The following is a 16,126-nucleotide window of genomic DNA, read 5'->3' as shown; positions in this document are numbered from 1 at the left end:
GTTCCGCGCTGCCTTCGGCCTTGGATTGGCTGAAGGCGCCCCCACCTTGACTCCTGACAACAAATAGGGAATCGCGCTGTCCTGCCGCACCACCCGTGGCCGCGGCAAGCCGCTTCGCATCGATGGCCAAGAACCTCCTCACACAAATTTTCGGTTCCCGCAACGACCGCCTGCTCAAGCAATACCGCAAGGCCGTCGACCGCATCAACGCCATGGAGCCGCAAGTCGAGAAGTTGAGCGACGACGAGCTCCGGGGCAAGACAGACGAGTTCAAGGCACGCCTTGCCAAGGGCGAAACGCTGGACGATCTCCTTGAAGATGCGTTCGCCGTGGTGCGCGAAGCCTCGCGGCGCGCAATGAAGATGCGCCACTTCGACGTGCAGATGCAAGGCGGCATGGCGCTGCATAACGGCAAGATCGCCGAAATGGGAACGGGTGAAGGCAAGACGCTCACCGCCACGCTGCCCGTCTACCTCAATGCACTCACAGGCAACGGCGTTCACGTCGTCACGGTCAATGACTACCTCGCCAATCGCGATGCGCAGTGGATGGCCAAGCTCTACAACTTCCTGGGCATGACTGTCGGGGTGAACCTGCCGAACATGTCGCGCGAGGAAAAGCAGGCGGCCTATCGCTCGGACATCACGTACGGCACCAACAATGAATTTGGCTTCGACTACCTGCGCGACAACATGGTCTACGAAGTTGCCGACCGCGTGCAGCGCGGCCTGAACTACGCGATCGTCGATGAGGTCGATTCCATCCTGATCGACGAAGCCCGCACGCCGCTCATCATCAGCGGCCAGGCCGAGGACCATACCGACCTCTACATTGCCATCAATCGCGTGGTGCCGCTGTTGTCCAAGCAGGAAGGCGAAGCCGATCCGCGCACGGGCGAGGGCATCATTCGCGCCGGTGATTTCACAGTGGACGAGAAGACCCACCAGGTGTTTCTGACCGAGCAGGGACACGAGAACGCCGAGCGCATCCTCTTCAACCTGGGACTGATTCCCGAAGGCGCGTCGCTGTACGACCCGGCCAACATCACGCTGATGCATCACCTCAATGCAGCGCTGCGTGCCAATCACCTGTATCACCGCGACCAGCACTATGTCGTGCAGGACGGCGAAGTCGTCATCGTTGATGAATTCACCGGCCGCCTGATGACCGGCCGCCGCTGGAGCGATGGCCTGCACCAGGCTGTTGAAGCCAAGGAAGGTGTCTCGATCCAGCCCGAGAACCAGACGCTCGCATCGATCACGTTCCAGAATTACTTCCGCCTGTACCGCAAGCTCTCCGGCATGACCGGCACTGCTGATACCGAGGCGTACGAGTTCCAGGAAATCTACGGCCTGGAAACCATGGTGATTCCGCAGAACAGGCCGAACCTGCGCCAGGACCAGCTCGACCGGGTGTACAAGACGAACCGCGAAAAATACGAGGCGGCGATCACGGACATCCGCGAGTGCTACGACCGCGGCCAGCCGGTGCTGGTGGGCACGACGTCGATCGAGAACTCCGAAATCATTGACGAGCTGCTCAACAAGGCGAACCTGCCGCACCAGGTCCTTAACGCGAAGCAGCATGCGCGCGAAGCCGAGATCGTGGCGCAGGCGGGCCGCCCGAAGATGATCACCATCGCCACCAACATGGCGGGTCGCGGCACCGACATCGTGCTCGGCGGCAATATTTCCAAGGCCATCGAGGCGATCGAATTCGATGAGTCCCTCGACGCAGGCACCAAAGCCTCGCGCATTGCGCAGCTGCGCGCCGACTGGCAGAAAGAGCACGAGGCGGTCAAGGCCGTCGGCGGCCTGCGCATCATCGCAACCGAGCGCCACGAAAGCCGGCGCATCGACAACCAGCTGCGCGGGCGCTCAGCGCGCCAGGGCGACCCGGGGTCTTCGCGCTTCTACCTGAGCCTGGACGATCCGCTGATGCGCATCTTCGCAGGGGACAGGGTCAAGGCGATCATGGAACGGCTGAAGATGCCCGATGGCGAAGCCATCGAAGCGGGCATCGTGACGCGCAGCATCGAAAGCGCCCAGCGCAAGGTGGAAGCGCGCAACTTCGACATTCGCAAGCAGTTGCTCGAATACGACGACGTGTCCAACGACCAGCGCAAGGTGATCTACCAGCAGCGCAACGACATCCTGGACGCAACCAATCTCGGCGCGCAGATCGCATCGCTGCGCGAAGGCTGCTTCACCGATCTCGCACATCAGTACGTGCCCGTCGAGACAGTGGAAGAGCAGTGGGACCTGCCGGGCCTGGAGAAGGTCCTGGCCGAGGAGTGGAAGATCGACCTGCAGCTGCAAAAGGCCGTGCAGGAGTCCAGCAGCATCACCGACGAAGAGATCCTGGAAACCGTGCTCAAGGCCGCTAACGAAGCATTCGACTCGAAGGTCGAGCAGGTGGGCCCTGAGAACTTCACGCAGTTCGAGCGGATCGTCCTGCTGCAAAGCATCGACACCCATTGGCGCGAGCATCTGGCTGCGCTCGATTACCTGCGCCAGGGCATTCACCTGCGTGGCTACGCGCAGAAGCAGCCCAAGCAGGAATACAAGCGCGAGGCGTTCGAGCTGTTCGGCCAGCTGCTCGACTCGGTCAAGAACGAAGTCACCAAGACCTTGATGACAGTTCAGGTGCAGTCGGGCGAGCAGCTCGAGCAAGCCGCTGAAGACCTTGAAAGCCGGGCTGAACGCATTTCGAATGTGACCTACACCGCGCCGACGGAAACCGGTGAGGTCGAGACCGTTGTGGATGCGTCCACGACTCGCCTTCCACCGGCTGGCGGGCTGATGGGCCTGGCTGCGGCCGCCGCCGATTTGCCGCGTGTGGGTCGCAATGATCCATGCCCATGCGGAAGTGGCAAGAAATACAAACAATGCCACGGCAAGCTTGTTTGAGCTTCCACAAATTCATTTTTTATAGGTAATAAGTGTTCATTTTCTTGTAGTATTCCTGCTACAAGCTGACGCCTTTACAAATGACCCCTGTCAATGTTGACAGGGGTTCGACCGCGCCATTGCGCGATTACCTCTTCAATCAAGGCACCAGTATTACTAAAAAGGTGCCCCATGGAAGTCGTCGTTGGCAAGGAGCCGTCCCCCGCCCCTGTTGCAACCTCTCACCCGGTCCGTGAACCCGCCCTGCCTGCGGGTCTTAGAAGCCGTATCGACCGCGAGTTCAGCGCGCGCTGGAAGGAGCAGTGGGGCGGCAAATTCGTCCTGCACGGCAAGCAGACCGGCCCCGGCGCCGTCCGCCTGGATGGAAACGACTACCTCGGTGTGACCGGCCATCCTGAAATCGTCGCGGCCCAGGTCAGCGCACTGCGCCACGACACCGAAGCGGTGGTGCAGTCGGGCGTCTTCCTGCTGGACGGCCATCCTGCGCATGCATTCGAAAAAGCCATGGCCGCCTGGCTTTGCAAGGAGGATGGATTTCTGTGCCAGTCGGGCTACGCGGCCAATATCGGCCTGCTGCAAATCATTGCGGATGAGCAGACCCCGGTTTACCTCGACAGCCTCGCGCACATGTCGCTCTGGGAAGGGGCGAGGGCGGCGAAGGCACCGGCCCATGCATTTCGCCACAACGACCCTGTGCACCTCGACCGGATGCTTGCAACCCACGGCCCTGGCGTGGTGGTGGTGGACTCTGTCTACAGCACGACAGGTGCGTTATGCCCCCTGCTGGAGGTTGTCGAGGTGGCCGAGAAGCACGGTGCGACCATCGTCGTTGATGAGTCCCATTCGCTGGGCACCCATGGCCCTGAAGGCGCGGGCCTGTGCGCGCAGCTGGGACTCACGCACCGCGTGCACTTCATCACCGCGAGCCTTGCCAAGGCATTCGCCGGCCGCGCGGGCTTTTTCACAGCGCCTGCGAGCATGCGTTACTACGTGCTCATCTCTGCCTTCCCCAACATCTTCAGCTCGTCGCTGCTGCCCCATGAAATCGCCGGGCTGGCCGCGACGCTGGGTGTGATCCGCAGGGCGGACGAAGACCGTGCGCGCCTGCGCGCCAATACGAAGCGCCTGCGCACGAGCCTGGCTGACGCGGGCTATCCGATTCATCAGGGGACGGAGCAGATCATTTCACTGGAAGCCGGAACCGAATCGGCGGCGATGGTGCTGCGCGACCACCTGGAAGAGCGGGGCGTGGTGGGATCCATTTTCTGCGCGCCAGCCACCAGCAAGAACCGCGCGATGGTGCGACTCACATTGAGCGCAGGGCTCACTGAAGCGGAGCTCGACCATGTGGAGCAGGCCGCGCGCGAAGTCGCCGCGCTGGTCAAGCCGTGGGACTGGCCGATTGCGCGCCGTGGGCGCGCTGCGCGTCAACGGACATCGCTGGCGGAGTAAGGGGGCGTCGAACCCTCAGCCTTGCACCTTGCGCTTGTCCTGGCGGGCCAGCCATCCGGTGTATCCGTTGGCCGGATCCGGGCAGTGCGATGGGTCCACATTGAACATCGCCCCGAGCAGCGCGTTGTCCTGCCCGACCGGGAACGTGGTCGCCAGTTCAAGCGGCTCGGTGCGGCCCAGGGCCTGGCGCAATTCAAGGTCCGCGAGCTTGCGGCCCGACCGGATGTCTGCGAGCTGGGACGGGCTCAGCCCTTCGAGTTCAGCGAGTTCACCCAACGCGGCCAGGCTATCGGGGGCTTCCAGCTGGAGCCAGCTCACCTTGCCCGCAGCATCCATCCCGAGCACGCCGAACGGTACGCCGATGACGACGTGCTCCACCCAGTTCTTGGTCGCGATGGCGAGCAGGTCGCGGCTCACCGAGGGCACCCGCAAAAGGGCGTTCTGCTGGGGACTGAGGGTGACGCGCCAGGTCTGGGCATGACGGGCGTTGGGGGTGCCCAGCAGGTGTTCCACCGCATCGATCAGGCGGCGGGAGATGTCGGGCGTCTGCTTGGCGATGAACTGGTCGATCAGGCCGCGATTGAAGGCGCGCACCGCGACCTGTTCATCGGCCTGGCCCGTGAGCAGCACGCGAGAGCCCGGCCATTCGACCAGCTCGCCCAGGGCGGTGAGTCCGTCCATCGCCGGCATCGAGTAGTCCACCACGCACACGCGTGTGAGCGCGTAGCGTTCGGTGTACCTGGACCAATACCCCAGCACCTGGGGAATCAGGGGCTTGCCGGCGCGCCACTGGTCAATCAATTGCTGCTGGTTCCACGCGTCCGCTTCCCAGAACGGCGGCTCCTGCTGGAGGTAATTGATGCATTCGACGGGCCGCAGGAAGAGCTTCACGTGCCACTGGCGCGGCAGCACCATCGACAGCATTTCGAGGTAGTCCGGATCGTCGTCCAGAAAGACGACAGTGCCGGGACGATGGAAGAGGGGAAAGCTCATGGGGAAGTCCGCAGTTCGGGCGCAGGTGGGGTGTTCATGCTAGGGGAGAATTGGTAATTCGATGATGAACGTTGCGCCTTGCCCTGGTTCGGACCTGACGCGGATGGTGCCTCGCGCACTGTGAATAACCTGATGGCAGAAGGCAAGCCCAAGGCCGTGGCCGGTACCGCTGTAAGTCGAAAAAAACGGCTCGAAAATTCGAGGCTGCATGTCGTGGGCGATGCCCACCCCCTTGTCCGAAAAGGTGATCCGGCCCTTGTCGCCGGCGGCACGGACTTCGATTGTGAGGTCTCCGGGCCTGCTCGCATTGCTGGCGGCGGCGAGCGACCTGAGCGCGTTCTTCATCAGGTTGTCCAGCACCTGCGAGAACAGTGCCTGGGAACCCTGGAACCGGAAGTCATCGGCGATGTGCAGGTCAACCGACTCCCGCTCGCGGATGCTCCTGAACGGATAGCCGCCTACCGCATCACGAACCAGGCCGGCGGCCGAGACGGCTTCCTTGTGGCCCGGCAAGCGCATGAGGCGCGCATTGGCGATCTGCATGTCGATCTGGTGGTTCATGTTGCGAACCAGCATGTGCAGTCGCGCGGACAGCTGGTCGAGCTGCTCGCTCGCCCGGGACTGTCCGTCCAGGTCACTGCCTCGAACCGCATCGCCGATGAGGGCCATGGTTGCCAGCGGGGTTCGCAATTCGTGCGCCATGATGCCCATGGTGGTCAGCGTGTGGGCCAGATGTTCGCGCCGCAGGTTCGCCGACGACACGCCCAGCAGCATTCCCATGCTGACGCAAAAAGCAATGACCATGAGATTGGTCCACAGCAGGTCGCCGGTGATGGGCGGCACATCCGGTCCCCAGATTGCAAAGCAAAGCCTCGCGACAACGGCCCCCAGGGCAATGCCCACCGTCGCAATGCGCCAATCGGTGCAGAAGTAGTAGGTGAGGATCATCGCGGCCATGCTCGCGAGCCACGCGTGATTGCCACTGTTGCACAGGTACATGTAGCAAAACAGAAAAGGCAGCTCGAACCAGAACACCACCGTGAACACCTGGCCCGAGACCCGACTCGTGGGGTCGCTGCTGATGCGGTTGCTGATGAGCAAGAGGCCGGTTGCGGCCGTGAAGATGCGCAGCGGCAGGTTTTCGTAGGGCTGGGGCAGCCAGACGGCCCAGACAAACCAGAAAAGGGGGTGCCCGATCAGCGTGAAAAGGCCCAGCCCCTTCATGCGCAGCGGGGACGGGTGAAGCACCGGCACCAGCGGCGCCACCACCACCTCCTCGTGCAGCCATCGCCTCAATTGCCTCCACGCCGACGGCTGCGAGGGCGCCGCCTGTGGTGAGGCGATCATCCCCGCGCGGGCGTCGCGAGTGCTTTCTTGGGACACGTGGGGTGCATCATGTGGGTGTGAAGGAGCGTGCTATTGTCCCGGTTCTTTCAAAACACGTCGATGCAGCTACCTGTTAACTTTGACAGCGTCAGCCTGGATGGACTGCTCAGTGATTGGGTTGGCGCGCTGCGTGAGTTTTCGGTTGAAGCTGTCGCCGTACTCGGTCCCGACCCCTTTGGTAGCAGCGAGGACAGGCACGTGGTCGCGGTCCATCCGCCCCTTGTCGCAGATGCGGCGCAGGCCCTGGCCGAGAGCCGGGACTTCGGCGCGCCCTGGCGCGATTCCGACGCGCCGCTGGTGGCATGGCAGCACATCGCCAAGTCGGACCACCTGGGCGCAAGCCGGTGGCGCCTGCTGTGGCTTGCGCACGGCTTCCAGACCGTGGTGCGCGTTGAGTTCTCGCTGCCGGCGGGCCGCGCATTCGAGTGCTTCATGTTCAGCCCGCGCGAACTCAATGACCGCGCCGAAGCGGCGTCGCTGGCCTGGTCGGCGCTGAACATCTGGCCGCTGGTCAAGCGCGGCATTGCCACTGCGCGGTCCACCCTCAGTCCGCGCGAGCGCGAATGCCTGGTGCTTGCGTTCCAGGGGCTCACGGCGCGTGAGAGTTCGGTGCTCCTGAAGTGCACCGAGCGAACGGTCAACTACCACCTGGCCAATGCGATGGGCAAGCTCAAGGTCGACAACAAGATGGCCGCCATCCAGCGCGCCTGCTGGCTGGGCGCAATTTAACGGGCTATATTGCAGCACGTCCAACAGTTTGGCTGCCCATGGAAGACCACGACCGCACCGCCTCCCTCATGACCCCAGCCAAGCTGGCGCAGGTCAAGCCGAAGGCGGCTGCATCACCGGCTGCGTGGCTCAACCAGATGGCCGCGGATGCAGCGCACCAGCATGTCAAGCGCATTGCGGAGTTGCGAAACGACCTCAAGGAGCAAGGCAAGGATCGTGACTATTCGGCGATGACGTCCGAGCTGGCGCGGGTGGCGAAATCGCTTCCCAAACTGGATTTCGGCCTGCTGCAAAACCACGGACTGTGGGCCCGCGTGACCGGCAAGGCAAAGTCGGCGACCGAAGAGTTCGCATCCCGTTTTTCACGCCTGCAGGAAGCATGCGGGCCGCTGGCCGACGAAATACAGAAAGCCCAGAAGCTGCAACAGGAGAAAGCGCCGGCGTCCGACCTGGCCCTGCTCGAGCTTGAAGTCGAATACAAGGCGATCGAAAAAGTGCAGGACCAGGGCACGCGCTGGTTGCAGGACATGCGCAACCAGCTCAAGGCGCGTGAGGCGCAAGCCAGCGACGAAGAAGCGCGCAAGCTCATTCGCGACGATGAGGTACGCTGCGAGATCCTGGTGTCGCGCCTGAAGGCGCTGCGGGAGGTGAGTGCAGCTGCGCAGCAGGTGCATCAGCACGGGCAAGCGGCTGCCGCCCGGCGCGCTGCGCTGGCCCAATCGCTGCAGCAAGGCGTGAGCGCGCGGCTGCGCAACTGGAGCGCGACGGTCCAGGAAGCAGTGACAGCCGCGCAGGAGTCCCAGCCTTTCACACTCGATGCCGCGATGGAGAGTCACCGCGAACTGCAAATCGCCATGAAGGAAGCTTCAGCCGACTGCGCGCAGCTCCATTCCCAGGAAAAGACGCTCGCCGAAAGCCTGAGCGCGCTGCGCCGGCAGTTGCAGGCGGCCCAGGTCAACACGGCCTGATGGCGCGGCACCTTCCATGACATTTCTTGCGATCGATGTGGGCAACACGCGCCTGAAGTGGGCGCTGTACGAGTCGGCCACGCCGGGCGCTGTACCGGTTGCCAACGGGGCCGAGTTCCTGGAAAACATCGACCAGCTGTCCGAGGGTGCGTGGGCCTCGTTGCCAGTGCCAACCCGCATGATCGGCTGCTGCGTTGCGGCCGATGCGATCCGGCGCCGGGTCGAGGAGCAGATGGAGGAGCTTTGGGACGTGCCGACCCAATGGGTGGTTGCCAGCCCGTTCGAGGCGGGCCTGTCCAACGGCTATGACCATCCCACGCGTCTGGGCGCCGACCGCTGGGTGGCGATGATCGGCGCACGTCACCGCATGTTGGCGCACGGGCCCGCGCGACCCATGGTGGTCGTGATGGTCGGCACCGCAGTCACGGTGGAAGCTGTCGATACCCAGGGCAGGTTTCTGGGCGGATTGATCCTGCCGGGCCACGGGATCATGCTGCGCGCGCTGGAGTCGGGCACGGCGGGGCTGCACGTGCCGACGGGCGAGGTCCGCGAGTTTCCCACCAACACCAGCGACGCCCTCACCAGCGGCGGCACGTTTGCGATTGCAGGTGCGATCGAGCGCATGGTGCAGCACTTGCGGGCGCACTGCGGCGAGGAGCCGGCGCGTTACATGACGGGCGGCGCCGGCTGGAAGATGTCACCGCATATCTCCATGAACTTCGAGCTGGTCGAGGGATTGATATTCGACGGGCTGCTGGAGATTGCGCACCGCCGCGCTGCCGGGGGGTAGCCGGCATGACAGCCGGGAGTGTCCGGAATCAGGCCGAAGCCAATCCATCGACCGCCTGCACCATCGCTTCGCGCGCCTGCGTGAGCACCTGTTCTTTCCAGGTATCGGTGTCCGTGTAGAACGCATCGAGCACATCCTGCTTGATCTTCTTGCGCAGTGCGTCGGGTGCTTGCGGATGCAGCCGCAGCCAGTGGTCCGCGCGCAGCCGCTGCAAGGTTTCCAGCACCGGCACGGTTCCATATTCCATCGCGATGCTCGTGAACTCGGCCCGTGGGCATTCTTCGCGGGCGGCGTTCCACATCAGGCCTGTGAGAAAGGCAGAAGTCGACGAGCCGTCATAGATCGAGGTGACAGGCGTCTGGCCGCCGCCGCCCCACCAACGCCTGGCACGCGCGACTGCGGCCTCGTCATCGGGACCGGCAAAGATGCGCTCGCCGTGCCCGCTGGGACCCAGCCCTGTGTGGATGTCGATCCAGCCGATACGTGAGGCGCGCTTGCCGTTGGCGCGCAGCACATCGCGCAGCGCTGTGTTGCTCCATGACGGCGCGGTGCCACCAAAGAACATGCCGTCCGGAAATTCATGCTGTCCCTGCGAGACCGCAGCCTGGTAGGCAGGCACGCCGACCTTGTCGATATAGGCCTGCAGCGCCGATTCGTTTTGGGCGCTCGGCGGCCATTCGGGGGGCAGCAGCAGTGGATGGATCTCCCGGTACGCCTTGTTGACCGGCAGCGGCTGGCTGAAGTCCTGGAAGTTGCGGTTCAGGTCGATGTTCTCGTGCGTCACACGGCTGACGTGCGAGAACCCATACGGATTGAGCGCGTGCACGTAAAGCACCGCGACACCTTTGCTCCTGGCGTGCTCGCGCCACTGCGCATCGGCCAGCGCGGCCACCTGCACACCGCTGCCGCAATAGCCCTCGGCGCCATGACAGGCGCTGGACAGCACCAGCAGGTTTGATGTATCGGCCTCACCATCTCGCGCAATGTCCATCGCGAGTTCTTCGCCATCGCGGCCCTTTTCAGGATGGATCCTGCTCTCGACACGCAGGCCCGCGGCGGCGGCTGCTTCGAGAAACCGCGTGCGAGCTTGCGCGTAGGAAGATGAGAATGCGTCGCGTGCCTTCGCGCCCATCATGTGCGCTCTCGCGCGAGCCACTCTTGCGCCAGGCGAACCCAGTAGGTCGCGCCCAGCGGGATCAGTTCGTCATTGAAGTCGTAGCTGGGGTTGTGCAGCATGCAGGGGCCCGCACCATGACCCATCTCGCGATGCGCGCCGTCGCCATTGGCGATGAAGCAGTAGGCACCCGGCTTGGCTTGCAGCATGTACGCGAAGTCTTCGGCGCCCATCGTGGGCTCCTGCTCCACCACGTTGTGCGCACCGACGATGGATGCCAGCACTTCGCGCGAGAACTGCGCTTCGGCCGCCGAGTTGATGGTCGGCGGGTAGTTGCGATGGAACTCGAACTCGCACTGCGCATCGTGCGCGGCGCACAGGTGTTCGGCGATCTGCTTCATGCGCCGCTCGATCAGGTCCAGCACCTCGATGGTGAATGTGCGCACGGTGCCTTGCAGCTCGCAGCTGTCGGGAACGACATTGGTCGCTTCGCCGGCGTGGATCATCGTGACCGACACGACACCCGCGTCGATCGGCTTCTTGTTGCGGCTGATGATGGTCTGGAACGCCTGCACCATCTCGCAGGCAATTGGCACCGGGTCGATGCCGTTGTGCGGCAATGCGGCGTGGCTGCCCTTGCCGCGAATCGTGATCTTGAATTCATTGCTCGATGCCATGACCGGGCCTGCGCTCACTGCAAACTTGCCGACCTCATAGCCCGGCCAGTTGTGCATGCCGAACACGGCTTCCATCGGAAACTTCTCGAAGAGGCCGTCCTTGATCATCTCGCGAGCGCCACCGCCGCCTTCTTCAGCCGGCTGGAAGATCAGGTACACGGTACCGTCGAAGTCGCGGTTCTTGGCGAAGTGCTGCGCAGCCGCCAGCAGCATGGCAACGTGCCCATCGTGGCCGCACGCATGCATCTTGCCGGCGTGCTTGCTGGCGTGGGTGAAGGTGTTGAATTCCTGCATCGGCAGGGCGTCCATGTCGGCGCGAAGGCCCACGGCGCGCGAACTGGTGCCGTTCTTCACGATGCCGACAACGCCGGTCGTGCCCATGCCGCGATGCACGGGAATGCCCCACTCTGTGAGTTTGGCGGCCACCACGTCGGCGGTGCGATTTTCCTGGAAGCAGAGTTCGGGATGCGCGTGGATGTCACGTCGGATGGCGGTGATGGCCGCAGCCTGCGTGACGACAGAGTCGAGGATGTTCATGGCAGGTGAAACTTGGGAAGCATCGGGTCCGCCAGTCTAGTCGCGCGCGCGTCCTCGCGCCACTGCATGGCAGCGCATTCAGGCGGCAATGAATCCGCGAGAATGGCGTGATGGACCTCACACAGAACACCGTGTCCCCGCGCGCCCTCGAACTCGCGCAAACCTTCGTGCGCATGAACACGGTCAGCGCCAATTCCAACCTTGAACTGATCCATTTCATCCGCGATGAGCTGGCGCGGGTGGGCGTCAAGAGCCGGCTGACATACGACGCCGGGCGCACAAAAGCGAACCTGTTCGCTACCCTGGGCGAGGGCAAGCCTGCCGGAGTGATACTTTCTGGTCACACGGACACGGTGCCATGGGACGGGCAGGAGTGGTCCACAGGGCCGACCGATGCAGTCGTTCGTGACGGCAAGCTCTTTGGTCGCGGCTCGGCGGACATGAAGAGCTTCATTGCCGTTGCGCTGGCCAATGCCGAGAGATTCCTGAACAGCCCCTCGCCCTTCGCGGTCCACTTCGCATTCAGCTACGACGAAGAAGTCGGCTGCTTTGGCGTGCGCGACCTGATCGCCGACATGCGCGATGCCGGCGTGTCGCCGCTGGCCTGCATCATCGGCGAGCCGACCAGCATGGTGCCTGCAATTGCGCACAAGGGCGTCTATCGCTACCACTGCTGCGTGCGCGGCAAGGAGGCGCACTCATCGCTCACACCGCAGTCGGTCAATGCGATCGAGATGGCCGCGCGGCTGGTTGGCAAACTGCGCGACATGGCCGAAGGCTTCGAGCGCAGCGAGCCGCGCTACGAAGGCTTCGACGTGCCGTTTTCCACCGCGAGCGTCGGCCAGTTCCATGGCGGCATCGCCGACAACGTCGTGCCGCGCGATGCGTTCTTTCGCTACGAATTTCGCAACCTGCCGACCGCCGATGCCCACGCGATGCAGCAGGAGATGCTGGCCCATGCGCGCGCGCTGGAACCTGCGATGAAGCGTGTGGCGCCCGACGCCGGATTCAGCTTCGAGCCGATCTGCGAAATCCCCAGCTTCATGGGTTCCGCTGATGACGACGTAACCCGGCTGGCGCTGCGGCTGTCGGGCGCAGCGGGCACGACCGAAGTCGCCTTCGGCACCGAGGCGGGCCTGTTCAAGGCGTCTGGCATCAAGACGGTTGTTTGCGGCCCCGGCAGCATCAACCAGGCGCACCAGCCCGATGAGTTTGTCAGCCTCGATCAGCTCGCGAAGTGCGAGCAGTTCATGGCAGGGCTGGCTGCGAGTCGCGAAATCGGTTGAAACCTCACTCGCGCACCTTGCCCTGCGAGTCGATCAGGCTCAGTTCCACCAGCCTGGAGCCCGCGCGGTCTTCTGCGAAGTGCACGCGAAAGCCGCCGATGCTGACGTTGTCCAGGCCTTCGATCGCCTTGCGCAGGCGAGCGCGCGTCGGGTCGCGCGGGATGCGGCGCAGCGCCTCGGTGAAGATGCGCGCGGCGATGTAGCCCTCGACCATGTAGACATTGATTTTCGGGACTTTGGCCGCCGCGGCGTCTGCGAGCAACTCGCGCACGACTGCCGTCTTGGGGTTGTCGCTCTTGGGCACCACACGCACCACCACCACGCCCGCCCCGGCTGCGCCAAGTTCTTCTGCTAGCAAGCTCTCTCCGGTGTTGGAGTACGCATAGATCGGACCGCGAAATCCCTTGGCGCGCGCGTCGCGGATGACGTTCGCCGCGCCATTCGGATCGGCAATCACCAGCAGCGATTCAGGCTTCGCGGCCATGGCCTTGTCCACGCTGTTGGCAAAACTGCCGCTGCCCAATGCAGCCTTGGCCACCAGGTTGGCGCCCAGGCTGGACATGGTCCGCTCGGCAGAGTCCAGCGCAGCCATTGACTCGCCGTCGCCCGCATGAATGATGGCGAGCTTGCGCGCGCCCAGCGTCTCCGCATGGCGCGTGATGGCAGCGGATTCCTCGGCATAGCCTGGGCGGATCGAGAACACATTGGCATACATGGCACCGCGAAACTCATCGGCAGCCGACATCGGCGCGAACATCAGGACCTCGGTGTCCTTGATGAGCGGATAGGCCCTGGTGACTTGCGGAGAGCCGTAATAGCCGAACAGGGCCAGCACCCCTTGTTCCAGCAATTTCTTCGTGTTGGCTTCGGTCAGGGCAGGGTTGCCACGGTCGTCCATCACGACCAGTTCGATCTTGCGGCCGCCGACGCCGCCGGCCGCGTTGACGCGGTCAAAGTAGAGCTTGGCGCCCTGGTGAAAGGGCGCGGCCAATGCCGAGCCGGGACCGATGAGCGCGGTGGACTGGCCGATCACGATGCTGGTTTTGGTGACGCCCTCCTGGGCCACCCCGTGCCCACCAACCAGCGCGAGGGCCGCTACCATCGCAACTTGTGCCAACGAACGAATCAACTGCATGTCTTGTCTCCCGCAGCCGTTTTCAAATGCGATGGCTGTTCGCTTGAACTATAGGGTTACCACATGAGCGGCGCCATCAGCATCTCCCCTAGCGCCGGTACGCCGACCGGCCTGGTGCAGGTACGCGGCGCCTGCCCCCACGATTGCCCCGACACCTGCGCATTGATCACGACGGTGCAGGACGGCGTCGCGCTGAAGGTGCAGGGCAACCCCGACCACGCCCACACGCAAGGCGTGCTGTGCAACAAGGTTTCGCGCTACACCGAGCGCACCTATGACCCGCAGCGCCTGCTGCATCCGCTCAGGCGCGTCGGGCCCAAGGGGTCGGGCCGGTTCGAGCCGGTGAGTTGGGAATCTGCACTCGACGACATCGCATCGCGCCTGAAGGCCATTGCCGCGCGCAACCCGCAAGCGATCGTTCCCTACAGCTATGCCGGGACCATGGGACTCGTTCAGGGCGAGAGCATTTCGGCGCGCTTTTTTCACAAGCTCGGTGCGTCATTGCTGGACCGCACCATCTGCGCCACCGCGGGCGGCGAAGCGCTGCTGTACACGCTGGGCATCAAGGGTGGAACCCGCGTCGAGTTTTTCGCCGAGTCGAAGCTGATCGTGATCTGGGGCAGCAACTCGATCACCAGCAACCTGCATTTCTGGCGGCAGGCACAGATCGCCAAGCGCGCGGGTGCCACGCTGATCTGCATCGATCCGCGCCGCACCGAAACCGCGCAGAAGTGCCACGAGCACATCCAGCTGAAACCGGGAACTGATGCGGCGCTTGCGCTCGCAGTGATGCATGAGCTGATCGCAAACGACTGGCTCGACCACGACTTCATTGCGCAGCACACGCTGGGGTGGGAAGCGCTGCGCGAGCGCGCTCTCACATGGACGCCCGAGCGGGCCGCGCAGACCTGCGGCGTGCCGGTCGAGCAGGTGCGGATGCTCGCGCGCGCGTGGGGCACGACACAGCCTGCCGCGATTCGCTTGAACTACGGCATGCAGCGTGTGCGCGGCGGCGGGAACGCGGTTCGCGCGATCGCGTGCCTGCCCGCGCTCACCGGTGCATGGCGCCATCGCGCGGGCGGCCTGCTGCTATCGAGCTCGGGACAATTCCCGACTGAAAAAGCGGCCTTGCAGCGCCCCGACCTGCTGGCCGGGCGAACCCCCCGCACGATCAACATGATCACCATCGGCGACGACCTGCTGCGTGAGTCGTCCGCGCAGTTCGGGCCGAAGATCGAGGCGCTCGTTGTGTACAACAGCAACCCGGTTGCGGTCGCGCCCGAGTCATCGAAGGTGGTGGCGGGTTTTTCGCGTGAAGACCTGTTCACCGTGGTACTCGAACACTTCCAGACCGACACGGCTGACTACGCCGACTACGTCTTGCCCGCAACGACACAGCTGGAGCATTGGGACATTCACTCGGCCTACGGCCACACCGACGTGCTGCTGAACCGGCCTGCGATAGCGCCGGTGGGTGAATCAAAGACCAACACGCAGATATTTCGCGAACTGGCGCAGCGCATGGGCTACGAGGAGCCGTGCTTTGCAGACGACGACCTCACGATCTGTCGCGCGGCCTTTGGCGATGTGGTGAGCTTCGATGCACTGCTGGAGACCGGCTACGCCAGCTTGCCGGGCCCGGACGCGCCGTTCGCCGAAGGCCGCTTTCCAACGCCATCGGGCAAGTGCGAGTTTTTCAGCGAGCGGCTCGTGAAACTGGGACTGGATGGCTTGCCCGACCATTTGCCGAACTACGAGACAGCGGGAAGCTCGGCCCTGTACCCCCTGGCCATGATCTCGCCGCCGGCGCGCAACTTTCTCAATTCAACCTTCGTCAACGTGAAGAGCCTGCAGGCGGCAGAAGTCGAGCCGCTGCTGGAGATCCATGCGGTTGACGCAGCGGCCCGAGGCATCGACAACGGCGCAGTGGTTCGCGTCTTCAACGACCGCGGCGAATACCGGTGCAGGGCGCAGGTGTCCGATCGCGCCCGGCCCGGCGTCGTCAACGGCCTGGGTGTGTGGTGGCGCAAGCTCGGCCTGAACGGCACCAACGTCAATGAACTCACGAGCCAGAAGCTCACCGACATCGGGCGTGGCCCGGTGTTCTACGACTGCCTCGTTCAAGTGCAGGCGGCGTGAGGAAGAAGATC

Annotated in this window: 12 protein-coding genes; 7 read left to right on the top strand and 5 right to left on the bottom strand. The window is 63.9% G+C overall.

From position 1 onward, the window contains the following. Window positions 1–122 precede the first annotated feature (122 nt). The gene (gene secA, locus AQ12_RS02255) at window positions 123–2,909 is read left to right on the top strand and encodes a preprotein translocase subunit SecA (RefSeq protein WP_048438270.1); all 2,787 of its coding nucleotides are present in this window, start codon (window positions 123–125) and stop codon (window positions 2,907–2,909) included. A 171-nt stretch (window positions 2,910–3,080) separates the two neighbouring features. Beyond that, window positions 3,081–4,361: an alpha-hydroxyketone-type quorum-sensing autoinducer synthase gene (cqsA, locus tag AQ12_RS02250; RefSeq protein WP_048438219.1), complete on the top strand. Its 1,281-nt coding sequence runs from the start codon at window positions 3,081–3,083 to the stop codon at window positions 4,359–4,361. A gap of 15 nt (window positions 4,362–4,376) precedes the next feature. On the opposite strand, the gene AQ12_RS02245 is transcribed toward cqsA, so the two are convergent. Next, entirely contained in the window at window positions 4,377–5,354 is a 978-nt protein-coding gene (locus tag AQ12_RS02245) for a response regulator (RefSeq protein WP_048438218.1), read from the bottom strand. A gap of 39 nt (window positions 5,355–5,393) precedes the next feature. Then, the gene (locus AQ12_RS02240; protein ID WP_238587625.1) at window positions 5,394–6,737 is read right to left on the bottom strand and encodes a sensor histidine kinase KdpD; all 1,344 of its coding nucleotides are present in this window, start codon (window positions 6,735–6,737) and stop codon (window positions 5,394–5,396) included. Between the two features lie 63 nt (window positions 6,738–6,800). Between AQ12_RS02240 and AQ12_RS21900 the strand changes: the two genes are divergently transcribed. Genes AQ12_RS21900 through AQ12_RS02225 form a run of 3 tightly spaced genes read left to right on the top strand, consistent with a single transcriptional unit; the run spans window position 6,801 to window position 9,227 of the window. Then, window positions 6,801–7,469 carry a helix-turn-helix domain-containing protein gene (locus AQ12_RS21900; RefSeq protein WP_053076523.1) on the top strand — a complete coding sequence of 223 codons (669 nt, stop codon included), beginning with the start codon at window positions 6,801–6,803 and terminating at the stop codon, window positions 7,467–7,469. A gap of 38 nt (window positions 7,470–7,507) precedes the next feature. Continuing rightward, window positions 7,508–8,437, top strand: a complete 930-nt coding sequence (locus AQ12_RS02230) for a hypothetical protein (RefSeq protein ID WP_048438216.1) — start codon at window positions 7,508–7,510, stop codon at window positions 8,435–8,437. Window positions 8,438–8,453: 16 nt separating this feature from the next. After that, window positions 8,454–9,227: a type III pantothenate kinase gene (locus tag AQ12_RS02225; RefSeq protein ID WP_048438215.1), complete on the top strand. Its 774-nt coding sequence runs from the start codon at window positions 8,454–8,456 to the stop codon at window positions 9,225–9,227. 28 nt (window positions 9,228–9,255) lie between these two features. Here AQ12_RS02225 and AQ12_RS02220 read toward each other — a convergent pair whose 3' ends face one another. Next, the gene (locus tag AQ12_RS02220; protein WP_193387948.1) at window positions 9,256–10,362 is read right to left on the bottom strand and encodes a M14 family metallopeptidase; all 1,107 of its coding nucleotides are present in this window, start codon (window positions 10,360–10,362) and stop codon (window positions 9,256–9,258) included. Beyond that, window positions 10,359–11,555, bottom strand: a complete 1,197-nt coding sequence (locus AQ12_RS02215; protein WP_048438214.1) for a M20 aminoacylase family protein — start codon at window positions 11,553–11,555, stop codon at window positions 10,359–10,361. Before AQ12_RS02215 ends, AQ12_RS02220 begins: the two co-directional genes overlap by 4 nt. Before the next feature lie 110 nt (window positions 11,556–11,665). On the opposite strand from AQ12_RS02215, the gene argE reads away from it, so the two are divergent. Beyond that, a complete protein-coding gene (gene argE / locus AQ12_RS02210) occupies window positions 11,666–12,841 on the top strand; it encodes an acetylornithine deacetylase (RefSeq protein ID WP_048438213.1) in 1,176 nt (391 codons plus the stop codon). Between the two features lie 4 nt (window positions 12,842–12,845). Here the strand turns inward: argE and AQ12_RS02205 are convergent, their stop codons facing one another. Further along, window positions 12,846–13,976 carry an ABC transporter substrate-binding protein gene (locus AQ12_RS02205; RefSeq protein WP_048438212.1) on the bottom strand — a complete coding sequence of 377 codons (1,131 nt, stop codon included), beginning with the start codon at window positions 13,974–13,976 and terminating at the stop codon, window positions 12,846–12,848. Between the two features lie 63 nt (window positions 13,977–14,039). Between AQ12_RS02205 and AQ12_RS02200 the strand changes: the two genes are divergently transcribed. Further along, on the top strand, window positions 14,040–16,115 hold the full coding sequence (locus tag AQ12_RS02200) for a molybdopterin-dependent oxidoreductase (RefSeq protein WP_048438211.1): 2,076 nt from the start codon (window positions 14,040–14,042) through the stop codon (window positions 16,113–16,115). Window positions 16,116–16,126 lie beyond the last annotated feature (11 nt).

The sequence above is a fragment of the Caenimonas sp. SL110 genome, assembly GCF_001044395.1.
In the GTDB taxonomy this organism is placed as follows: domain Bacteria; phylum Pseudomonadota; class Gammaproteobacteria; order Burkholderiales; family Burkholderiaceae_C; genus Ramlibacter.
This window is presented reverse-complemented; position numbering and strand designations above follow the sequence as displayed.

Coding starts and splice junctions, on each gene's coding strand:
- AQ12_RS21900 (WP_053076523.1), top strand. CDS start 6,801: ATGCAGCTACCTGTTAACTTTGACAGCGTCAGCCTGGATGGACTGCTC.
- cqsA (WP_048438219.1), top strand. CDS start 3,081: ATGGAAGTCGTCGTTGGCAAGGAGCCGTCCCCCGCCCCTGTTGCAACC.
- secA (WP_048438270.1), top strand. CDS start 123: ATGGCCAAGAACCTCCTCACACAAATTTTCGGTTCCCGCAACGACCGC.
- AQ12_RS02220 (WP_193387948.1), bottom strand. CDS start 10,362: ATGATGGGCGCGAAGGCACGCGACGCATTCTCATCTTCCTACGCGCAA.
- AQ12_RS02245 (WP_048438218.1), bottom strand. CDS start 5,354: ATGAGCTTTCCCCTCTTCCATCGTCCCGGCACTGTCGTCTTTCTGGAC.
- AQ12_RS02205 (WP_048438212.1), bottom strand. CDS start 13,976: ATGCAGTTGATTCGTTCGTTGGCACAAGTTGCGATGGTAGCGGCCCTC.
- AQ12_RS02200 (WP_048438211.1), top strand. CDS start 14,040: ATGAGCGGCGCCATCAGCATCTCCCCTAGCGCCGGTACGCCGACCGGC.
- argE (WP_048438213.1), top strand. CDS start 11,666: ATGGACCTCACACAGAACACCGTGTCCCCGCGCGCCCTCGAACTCGCG.
- AQ12_RS02215 (WP_048438214.1), bottom strand. CDS start 11,555: ATGAACATCCTCGACTCTGTCGTCACGCAGGCTGCGGCCATCACCGCC.
- AQ12_RS02230 (WP_048438216.1), top strand. CDS start 7,508: ATGGAAGACCACGACCGCACCGCCTCCCTCATGACCCCAGCCAAGCTG.
- AQ12_RS02225 (WP_048438215.1), top strand. CDS start 8,454: ATGACATTTCTTGCGATCGATGTGGGCAACACGCGCCTGAAGTGGGCG.